The sequence below is a fragment of the Micromonospora qiuiae genome, assembly GCF_016863555.1.
Lineage (GTDB): Bacteria > Actinomycetota > Actinomycetes > Mycobacteriales > Micromonosporaceae > Micromonospora > Micromonospora qiuiae.
In genome coordinates, this window is sequence record NZ_BOPC01000004.1 from 58,820 (window position 1) to 68,338 (window position 9,519).

Here is a 9,519-nt window from a genome sequence, read left to right on the forward strand (position 1 = left end):
ACAGGTCGGGGCAATTCCGGCCGAAGTGAAATACTGCAACAAACCTGCACATCCTTTATATTGACCCTGATAAAACAATAACCGTAACCTTCGTGACAAACGAAAACACGACGAAGGAACGGGATGAGTCAATGCGTAAAATCGCCGTGGGCACGGCATTGATCACGCTCACCCTGACCGCTGCCCCCGCCCCGGCAGCGGCCCACCCGCCGGTCGGCGGAGGCGGCCCGGCGGCGTTGTCCCCGCTGGCCCGGCAGCTCGCCCGGCAGCCCCTACCGGCCGGCGACGGCTGGGCCGCTGCCGGGCCGGGCACCACCGGCGGCGCGGCGGCCTCCCCCGACCAGGTCCATGTGGTCACCAGCCGCGCCGAACTGGTCGCCGCGCTCGGGAGCGACAACCCCAAGATTGTGTACGTCAAAGGCACCATCGACGGGTTCGAGGGCGCCGACGGTCGACTGCTCGACTGCACGGACCTGGCCGATCCCGGGTACTCGCTGGACGCCTACCTGGCCGCGTACGACCCGGCGGTGTGGGGACGGGCGGCGCCCAGCGGCCCGGTCGAGGAGGCCCGGCTGCGGTCGGTGTCCAACCAGACCCGGCACACCCAGGTCGAGGTCGGCTCGAACACCACCGTCATCGGGCTGCGCGGCGCGCGACTGGCCGGCCTGACTCTGATGATCGACCGGGTCTCGAACGTCATCGTCCGCAACATCACCTTCGACGACGCCCGGGACTGCTTCCCGGCCTGGTCCCCCACCGACGGCGAGACCGGCAACTGGAACTCCCAGTTCGACCAGATCTCGGTACGCCGCAGCGAGAACGTCTGGATCGACCACAACACCTTCACCGACGGCGACAACCCCGACCGTGCCCAGCCGAGCTATTTCGGCCGCCCCTACCAAGTGCACGACGGATCCCTGGACATCACCCACACCGCCAGCCTGGTCACCGTCTCCTGGAACCGGTTCGACGGACGGGACAAGGTGATGCTGATCGGCTCCTCCAACACTGTCGGTCCCGACGTCGACCGGCTCAAGGTCACCCTGCACCACAACCTGTTCGACCGGTCGTCGCAGCGGCTGCCCCGGGTCCGCTTCGGCCAGGTCGACGTCTACAACAACGCCTACCGGCTCGGTGGCGAGAGCTTCGAGTACGCCATCGGCGTGGGCGTGCAGTCCGCCGTGTACGCCGAGAACAACCACTTCACCCTCGACGCCGGCATCGGCGCCGCCGATCTGCTCTACAACTGGGACGGCACCGCGATCACCACTCGGGGCAACTGGGCCAAGCCCGCGGGCGGGGCGGCGCGTCCGGTCGACCTGGTGGCCGCGTACAACGTCGTACACGATCCCGACCTGTCGCCCGACGCCGGTTGGACTCCGGCGCTGCGGCACGGCCCGGTGCTGCCGGCTCCGCTGGTGCCGCTCGTGGTGGGCCCGCTCGCCGGCGCCGACCGCCTGCCGCTGTAGCTCGCCCCGCTCTGCGGCACGGCAAGTCACCACGGGCCGAGCGGCCCACCTGTTAAGAAGGGGTCCCTCCTATACACCAGGCGTTAAGAAGGGGCCCTTCCTTTCACCACCACTGGTTCTAGGACGAGGTGAGACGAGGATGAGACGACCAGTCGCACTACGGCTCCTATCGGCACTGGCCACGGCAGGGATGGGAGCGGCGGTCTGCGTGGCCGTCACGACGCCCCAGGCGTCGGCGGCCGTCGGCAGCGCCACCGGCTTCGCGACCCGCAACGGCGGCACCACCGGCGGCACCGGCGGGCAGACCGTACGCGCCACCACGGGTACCCAGATCCACGCGGCCCTGTGCAACCGGGCCAGCAGCAGCACCCCGATCGTCATCCAGGTCGAGGGAACCATCAACCACGGCAACACCACCAAGGTCTCCGGTTCGAGCTGCAACACCGCCGCCGACGTGATCGAACTCAAGCAGATCAGCAACGTCACGATCCTCGGGATCGGCAACGGAGCGGTCTTCGACCAGATCGGCATCCACATTCGCGAGGCCAGCAACATCGTCATCCAGAACGTGACCGTCCGGAACGTCAAGAAGTCCGGCTCCCCCACCTCCAATGGCGGCGACGCCATCGGCATGGAGGCCAACGTCCGCAACGTCTGGGTCGACCACGTCACCCTGGAGGCCTCCGGCGGGGAGTCGGAAGGCTTCGACGGCCTCTTCGACATGAAGAACAACACCCAGTACGTGACGCTGTCCTACAGCGTCCTGCGCAACTCCGGGCGCGGTGGCCTGATCGGGTCCAGCGAGAGCGACCTGTCGAACGACTTCATCACCTTCCACCACAACCTGTACGAGAACCTCGACTCCCGGGTGCCCCTGCTGCGCGGCGGCACGGCGCACATCTACAACAACCACTACGTGAACATCCGGGAGTCCGGCATCAACTCCCGGGCGGGGGGCCGGGCCAAGGTGGACAACAACTACTTCCGCAACTCAAAGGACGTGCTGGGCACCTTCTACACCAACCAGGCCGGCTACTGGCAGGTCAGCGGCAACATCTTCGACAACGTGACCTGGTCCAGCCGCAGCAGCGAGAACAACCCCGCCGGCCCCAACCCGACCTCCAACACCAGCGTCAGCATCCCGTACGCCTACAGCCTCGACGCGGCCAGTTGCGTACCGAGCGTCGTCAGCCAGACCGCAGGCGCCAACAAGGGCATCCGGACGTCGAACGGCAGTTGCACGCCGACGAATCCGACTTCGGGGCCGCCCGCGCCCACCACGCCCGCGCCGACCAGTTCCACGCCGGGGCCGACCTCGCCGCCGAGCGGGACCAACCTCAGCATCGGCGCCGGTTCCGACGGCTCCAGCAAGGCCAGCGGGACCAGCTACGGCGACGTACGGGACGGCAACATGAGCACCGCCTGGTCGCCGTCCGGCGCCACCGGACAGATCTCGATCAAGTGGGACACCAATACTCGGGTTTCCCGGGTGAACATCCGTGAGGCGTCCGGCGCGGTCGGCAACGTCCGCTCCTGGCGGCTGCTCAACCACGACACCGGCGCGGTGCTGGCCACCGGCAGCACGGCCGGCGTCATCACCTTCCCCGCGGTATCCCTACGCAAGATCACCTTCGACATCACCAGTTCGTCCGGCACCCCCCGGATCGCCGAGTTCGAGACGTACGCCGGATAGCAGCGCCGATCCGCTGGCGCCCGGCCGCGGCGGACGACGGATCGCCGAACCCCGACCTGACCGCCACCCCTTCCCTACCGATTATCACCGGGGCGAGGGCCGTCAGACCGACGGCCCTCGCCCTCCCCTTGCTGCCACCACCGGACGCTTTGCTCTGCTTCAACGGACGCAATGGTTTGGCGGTAAAAGCATTGCGTGGAGTGAAGCAGAGCAAAGGGTCCGTCAAGGGATGTGCCCGGCGGGCGCCAAGGGCACCACCCGGTCGGGCTCGACGGCGTACGGCAGAATCTGCGGGCGATGCACGCGGCGGCCATCCTCACCGCGCTCGCCGACCTGGCTCCGGCCGGGGCCGAGCGGGTCTTCGACGTGTCCGGGCCCGGCCGACCACTGGTCTGGCTGCCGGAGCCGCACCGGGGTCCGCGCACCGCCCGGCTGGACCGCCTGGCCGCGTTGGACACGCTGCACCGCGATGAGCGCGTGCTCCGCCGTGGCCTGGCCTTCCTGGTCGGTTCGGCAGACGTGGAGGGCGTACGCCGGCGAATCCGATTGCCGCTGCTGGCCCAGCCGGTACGTCTGGAGCGCGGGCTGCGCGGTTACCGCGTGCTGCCCGCCGGTGACCTCGAACTGACCTCGCTGATCGAGGACCGCGACCTCGCGGCCCGACTGGAGGCCGCACCCGGGCTGGCCGGACCCGGATGGCTGACGGCACCAGGCACCTCCGCCTGGCTGACCGCGGCGGCGCAGGCCGCTGGGCTGAAGGTGACCTCGGTCGTCGCGGCACCTCCGCGCAGCGTCGACGACGAGACACTCACCGGCGTGACCGCCGCCGCGATCTTCGTGACCCGGGACGTGTTCGCCGGTCGGCTCCGCGACACCCTGCTGAACTGGGCCGGCCGGCCCGGGCTGGCGGACACCGCACTGAGCAGGCTCTACCTCGGCACACCCGACACCACCGGCGGCGAGGCCGACGCAAGCCAGCCCAACGGCGGCGGGGCCGATCAGGATGACGTTCTGTCACCACTGCCACTGAACACCGCGCAGCGCGGCGTGATCCGGCGCATCCGCACCGAACCGGTGGTGGTGGTCTCCGGTGCGCCGGGCAACGGGAAGAGCCACGCTCTCGTCGCCGCGGCGTTGGACGCGGTGGACCGGGGCGGATCGGTGCTGGTGGCGACGCAGTCGGTACACGCCGCGGAGGTGTTGGGCGAGCTGCTACGCCGCCATCACGGGCCTCCTCCGGTGCTCTTCGGCGACGCCGAACGACGCGAAGCGGTCGCCACCGAACTGGCCGGCGGCAGCGCCGTCGGGGTGGCCGACGCACAACTGCGCCGCGACGCCGCCGCAGTGACGGCTGCCCGAGATCGGGTCGCCGCGATCCGATCCGGCATCACCGCGGCGCTGGAGCAGGAGCGACGCGCCGCCAGTCTGCCCGGCTGGCAGCCGCTGCTACCCGCCCTGAGCCACGACGCCCCGGCCGTGTTCGACCCGGACGCCGACCTCGCCGAGATCCGGGCCGCCCTGACCGGCGCGAACCAGGACGGCAACCGCTGGTGGCAGCGGCTACGGCGGACGTACGCCTCCGGTCGGCTCCGACGGCTGACCGGTGCCGGCCCTGACGTACCCGTGCAGCGGCTGATGGCCGCGGTGGACGCCGCGGCGGCGGTCCACGCTGCCGCGCGGCTACCCGCACTCGGCGGCACCGAGCTGACGTCCGCCTGGTCGGCGCTGGCCGAGGCGGACGCCGCGCTCGCCGACGCGGTCGGTGCGGCGCTGCGCCACCAGGCCACCAGCGCCCGGCGGTGGACCGGGAACGCCCGACGCGCCGCCAATGGGCTGGGCACCGCCCTGCGTGCCGGACGCAACCGCCGCCGGGAGCTGCTCGCCGGGCTGGATGCCGACGCCCTGGTGCGCGCGTTGCCCCTGTGGGTGGGCACGGTGGTCGACGTCGAGGACCTGCTGCCGCCGGTCGCCGGCATGTTCGACCTGGTGGTGCTGGACGAGGCGGCGCACGTCGATCAGCTGCGGGCCGCCCCGGTGCTGGCGCGGGCCCGCCGAGCGTTGGTCGCCGGCGATCCCCGGCAGTTGCGGTTCGTCTCCTTCGTCTCCGACGTCGAGGTGACCGCCACGCTGCACCGACACGGTCTGGACCGGGTCGCGGACCGACTCGACGTACGGCGGGCCAGCGCCTTCGACCTGGCGGCCGGTGCCGCACCGGTCACCTGGCTCGGTGAGCACTACCGGTCTGCTCCGCATCTGATCGGCTTCTCCGCCCAGCGGTTCTACGGCGGCAGACTGGAGCTGGTCACGCGGCACCCGGGCAACGAGCGGACCGACGCCATCGACGTGCTGACGGTCGCCGAGGCCACCGTGGTCAACGGCGTCAACCAGGCAGAGGTGGACGCGGTGCTCGACCTGATCGAGAAGCTGGCGAACCGGCCACCCGAGGGCGGGATCGCGGTGATCAGCCCGTTCCGGGCGCAGGCGGACGCGATCGAGGCAGCCCTGCTGTCCACGTACGACGTCAGCGAGATCGAACGGCTGGGCCTGCGATCCGGAACGGTGCACGCGTTCCAGGGCCATGAGGCGGACGTGGTGATCGCCTCCCTCGGACTGGTCGACGACGACTCGCCGTCGCGACACCGGTTCCTGGCCGAGCCGAACCTGTTCAACGTCCTGATCACCCGGGCCAGGAAGCACCTCACGGTGGTCACCTCCCTGCGCTCGCCCGAGGGCATCGTCGGCGACTACCTCCGTTACGCCGAGCAGCCGCCGCCCAGCCCGTCCGAGTCGGGCAACCGGGCACCGGACCCGTGGACCCGTGCCCTCGCCGTGGAACTCGAGCGGCTCGGGCTGCCGGTCCGGGCCGGCTATCCGGTCGGCCGGTGGAAGCTCGACCTGTGCGTCGGCGACGGCCCGGACGCGGTCGGGGTGATCTGCGGTGTGCACCCGGAGGGCGTGGCCGTGCACGTGGAGCGGCAGCGTACGCTCGCCCGCGCCGGCTGGCGCATGTACGACGTGTTCGCCAGCCACTGGACCGGCGACCCGATCCGGGCCGCCCTGGACCTTGCCGCCCGGATCACCAGTCCTCAAAAGTAGGCGAATCGGACCGGCTGCTCCAGCACGGCCGCAGCGGAGTCGACATCGGCCAGCCGCGCCGCGAGCGTGGCGGTCGCCAACCGGGTGGGAAGGGCTGCGCTGAACTTGAGCCCCGCGAGGGCTTTTTCGGTCACCTCCGGCAAACAGATTCGGTCCACGGCGTCGGCCGTCGCCATGCGCCACATGTCGCGGTCCAGGTCTGGCCGCAGCCGGATGGAGGCATCGTCGTAGCGCTGAGTCGAATCGGCTAGGTCGCCGAGGGTGGCGACCAGGGTGGCGTTGGCCCGGAAACCCGCCCAGGTCCACCAGCGTACGTCTCCTTCGCGGTCACGGACGATCAGTGTGCCACCCGGATGGACCTGGGAGGCGGCCTCTTCGCGCAGCATGCCCAGCCGCGTGCTGGCCCGCTGGGTTAGCCGGACCGGCGGATCGGCACCGAGCAGCACATCCCGCATGGCCCGAACCATCGGGTACGCCAGGCCCTGCGGTGCGCCGCCGGTCATCCAGAGGGCCTTACCTCCGCCTTCGGCCGGCTCCACGAAACAGCGGCGTCGCTTCCAGTCGACGTAGGTGACCCGCCAACTGCGCCCACCGAGGAGCAGCAGCCGGGGTCCGTCCACCCGCGCCGTCAACAACGCCGGATCGGTGCGGCCGATTTCGGTGCGCCCCGACAGCGCGGTGAACTGCGGCGGCGCGGTGAAGACCGCGAGCATGTCCATGAAGTGCCGACGGCCGAACCGACGTTCGGCCTCCGGCCCGATGAACAGCATCGAGGAGTCCTCGTCCAGGTAGCCGTGCTCGACGAGGTGCCGAACGACCACCTCCGCACTTGCGTCGAAGGGCATCAGCCCGTTCCACTCCTCCGCCCACGACCGGTCACCGATCCGCAGCCGCTGCAATGCGAGCGCAAGCATCTGTTGCGCAACGATGTGCCGCGGTTCCGGCGGCGGCACGACGGCCTCCACCCAGCCCTGTGCCCAGAGGTGCAACAGCGCCGCGGCGTGCAGCAGGCCGTCACCGTCGAGCGCCAGGAAGAGGCAGTTTCTGCTGTTGCCTGGGCGGCGACCGGTGCGGCCGATCCGCTGCAGGAACGCGGCGACGGTGCGCGGGGCGTTTATCTGGATCACCCGGTCGAGATCGCCGACATCGATACCGAGTTCGAGAGTGCTGGTGGCGACGATGACGCAATCTCGCTCCTGCGCGAAGGCCTGCTCGGCCCGTCGGCGTTCGTCGAACGAGAGGGACGCGTGAGACAGGAAGGTGGTCACCCCCTGCATCCGCAGTCGCTGGCCGAGCTCTTCGACCAGCGCGCGGGAGTCACAGAAGACGAGGCGCTTCTGCCCTGCGTGCAGAGCGGCGATGATCTTCGCGGCATTGTGCACCGACCCGACATAGTCCAGCTCGACGTTTCCGGGGGGCGCGGCAGTGGGCGTGGCGGTGGCGGCAGGAACTGTCACCACACCTGGAGCCACCACCTGGCCCGGCCGTTTGTCCCGCCCGGATCCCTGCAGCCAGCGCAAAAGATCATCGGGGTTGCCGACGGTCGCGGAGAGTCCGATCCGCTGCATCGGCATTCTCGTCAGTCGGGTCAGACGTTCGAGGACGGCAAGCAGGTGCCATCCCCGATCGTCGCCGGCGAAGGCGTGGACCTCGTCGACCACGATCGCCCGCACCTGCCCGAGAAAGACGTCGTGGTCGACGTTCGCGCTGACCAGCATCGACTCGAGGGATTCGGGAGTGGTCAGCAGGACATCGGGGCGTTCACGAAGGATGGCGCGACGGCGACTCGCCGTGACGTCGCCATGCCAGAGTGCCGCGCGTCGCCCGAGCCAGCCGGTGTAGGTCTCGAGCCGGGGAAGGAGGTTGTTCAACAGCGCCTTCAGGGGACACACGTAGAGCATCGACGTACCCGACCAGTTACCCTCCGCCATCCGGGTCAGCAGAGGGAACATCGCAGCCTCGGTCTTGCCGCCGGCGGTCGGGGCGAGGAGCAGTGCGTCGTCACCGTCGATCAACGGCCGGACGGCAGCTTCCTGCAGCGGGCGCAGCGCTGGCCACTGCAAGGTGTTGACAATATGGTGCAGCACCACCGGGTGCAGGACATCTCCTGCCGTCATCGGTCTTCGCGCACCTCGTTCAACCGCTCGAGCAACTTCTCGCTGAGTTCCTTGAAGTCCTGGTAGCACCGCTGCACCAGGGTTTGTGTGCTACCGAGGGCGCCGTCGGCCGAGCGAAGGTCGAACATCGGCTTCCGGGCATCGTGAGCCAGCGGCATCAGGCTCTGGTAATTCCGCAGAGTCGCGATCTCGAACGACTCGCCGGTCGATTCACCGGGCTCGTTCAAAACGGAGTTCGCGAACACCACAGGCACCCGATCGAGCCACCGTTGGTATGCCTTGACTGGCCGGTCGAGCCTCATCTTCGGCTGCATGACCACATAGCCCAGCGGCGTCATGGTGCCCCGGGGCGCTTCGATTCCCGGCGGCACGTTCGGCAGCACGTGCTTCTGCCACACTCGGCGCCAGTCGCGCAGCGCCGGGCCCAGGTTCCGAAGGCCACGCAGGGAGAAGAGATCGGCGGCGAGCGGCATCAACACGGTGTCAGCCGCCAGTAGTGCCGCTCGGTTGATGGCGCCGAGGTTCGGTCCGACATCGACGAGAGCGATATCTGCCCCCACGCGACGACCAGCATGGGTGATGAGGCGGTGGAAGGCCGTGGTCGTGCGCAGCGCCGCCGGGTCACCGATCAGACTGTTCGGCCACGCTGCGGACAGCTTGTCCTCGAATGCGCTGAGATTGAGGTCGCCCGGAATGAGCCAGAGACCTTCAGTGATCGGAACCGGATCCGTGAAGCTCACGTCTCGCTGGCAGCTCGTGTTGAAGGGCCGGGCCGGACGTAGACGATGTTGTCGAACCGGACCGGCGGCGTGTGTGACGCGGACACCCGTACCCGGATCACCGGCACACCCTGGTACGGCTCGACGCTGACGACCATCGACGGACGGTCCAGGATCCGGCCCTCGTCCCTGATACTGGTAAACGTCAGCAGCGCCTCATCCGAGGTGTCAAGGCCCCCGACCGGCCGTCCCTGCTTGTCGACTCCGACCAGCAGGTCGCCTCCGCCGAGCCGCGGGAGGTCGTTGGCCAGGGCGCAGATGGCCTTACGGATGGCGTTGCGGTCCTTTGCCTCCCGCTTGAACTCGAGCGCGGCCGTCTCCTGTGTGCCGAGGAGTTCAGCGAGGTCGCTACTCATGATCTGATT

General features: G+C 69.4%; 6 protein-coding genes. 3 read left to right on the forward strand and 3 right to left on the reverse strand.

Annotated elements, in window-relative coordinates; all coding sequences use genetic code 11:
- Positions 1-131 precede the first annotated feature (131 nt).
- The 3 genes from Vqi01_RS01435 (at position 132) to Vqi01_RS01445 (ending at position 6,258) form a co-directional block, all read left to right on the forward strand.
- Positions 132-1,469, forward strand: a complete 1,338-nt coding sequence (locus tag Vqi01_RS01435; protein ID WP_204032202.1) for a pectate lyase family protein — start codon at positions 132-134, stop codon at positions 1,467-1,469.
- A gap of 139 nt (positions 1,470-1,608) precedes the next feature.
- Positions 1,609-3,162, forward strand: a complete 1,554-nt coding sequence (locus Vqi01_RS01440; protein ID WP_204032204.1) for a pectate lyase family protein — start codon at positions 1,609-1,611, stop codon at positions 3,160-3,162.
- 231 nt (positions 3,163-3,393) lie between these two features.
- Complete coding sequence (locus Vqi01_RS01445; protein WP_239098101.1) at positions 3,394-6,258, forward strand: AAA domain-containing protein; 2,865 nt, start codon at positions 3,394-3,396, stop codon at positions 6,256-6,258.
- Here Vqi01_RS01445 and Vqi01_RS01450 read toward each other — a convergent pair.
- From Vqi01_RS01450 to Vqi01_RS01460, 3 genes are read right to left on the reverse strand one after another with little or no spacing between them, the layout of a single operon-like run.
- On the reverse strand, positions 6,249-8,375 hold the full coding sequence (locus Vqi01_RS01450) for a DEAD/DEAH box helicase (protein WP_204032206.1): 2,127 nt from the start codon (positions 8,373-8,375) through the stop codon (positions 6,249-6,251). The two genes, Vqi01_RS01445 and Vqi01_RS01450, sit on opposite strands and share 10 nt — an antisense overlap.
- The gene (locus tag Vqi01_RS01455) at positions 8,372-9,115 is read right to left on the reverse strand and encodes a ParA family protein (RefSeq protein ID WP_204032208.1); all 744 of its coding nucleotides are present in this window, start codon (positions 9,113-9,115) and stop codon (positions 8,372-8,374) included. The genes Vqi01_RS01450 and Vqi01_RS01455 overlap by 4 nt, the downstream gene beginning before the upstream one ends.
- Complete coding sequence (locus Vqi01_RS01460; protein WP_204032210.1) at positions 9,112-9,510, reverse strand: AlbA family DNA-binding domain-containing protein; 399 nt, start codon at positions 9,508-9,510, stop codon at positions 9,112-9,114. The genes Vqi01_RS01455 and Vqi01_RS01460 overlap by 4 nt, the downstream gene beginning before the upstream one ends.
- Positions 9,511-9,519 lie beyond the last annotated feature (9 nt).

Excerpts from the sequence above, each read along its gene's own strand:
- Vqi01_RS01435 (WP_204032202.1), top strand. The coding sequence starts at position 132 with ATGCGTAAAATCGCCGTGGGCACGGCATTGATCACGCTCACCCTGACC.
- Vqi01_RS01440 (WP_204032204.1), top strand. The coding sequence starts at position 1,609 with ATGAGACGACCAGTCGCACTACGGCTCCTATCGGCACTGGCCACGGCA.
- Vqi01_RS01450 (WP_204032206.1), bottom strand. The coding sequence starts at position 8,375 with ATGACGGCAGGAGATGTCCTGCACCCGGTGGTGCTGCACCATATTGTC.
- Vqi01_RS01460 (WP_204032210.1), bottom strand. The coding sequence starts at position 9,510 with ATGAGTAGCGACCTCGCTGAACTCCTCGGCACACAGGAGACGGCCGCG.